The sequence below is a fragment of the Lentilactobacillus hilgardii DSM 20176 = ATCC 8290 genome, assembly GCF_000159315.1.
Lineage (GTDB): Bacteria > Bacillota > Bacilli > Lactobacillales > Lactobacillaceae > Lentilactobacillus > Lentilactobacillus hilgardii.
Window position 1 is genome coordinate 1 of sequence record NZ_GG670050.1, and the last position, 241, is coordinate 241.

Annotated in this window: 1 protein-coding gene; it reads left to right on the forward strand. The window is 61.4% G+C overall.

Annotated elements, in window-relative coordinates; genetic code table 11:
• Positions 1-241, forward strand: a 241-nt coding sequence (locus HMPREF0519_RS13525) for a nitroreductase/quinone reductase family protein (RefSeq protein ID WP_003637175.1), incomplete at both ends; no start/stop codon positions are given.

Genomic DNA, 241 nt, shown 5'->3' on the forward strand with positions numbered 1-241 from the left:
TATCAGCGGGAGGGCGAAGGCCCCTGGTTCGTCTTTGCCTCCTTTGGCGGCAGCGACAACAATCCGGACTGGTTCCACAACCTCAAGGCCAATCCCGACGCGGCCATTTCGGTTGGCGACGGCACCGAAATTACCCGCATTCCCGTCAAGGCCCGCATCGTCGAAGGCGAGGAGCGCGACCGCATCTATGCCCGCCAGGCCAGCCTCTTTCCGCAATTCGCGGAATACGAGAAGAAGACCA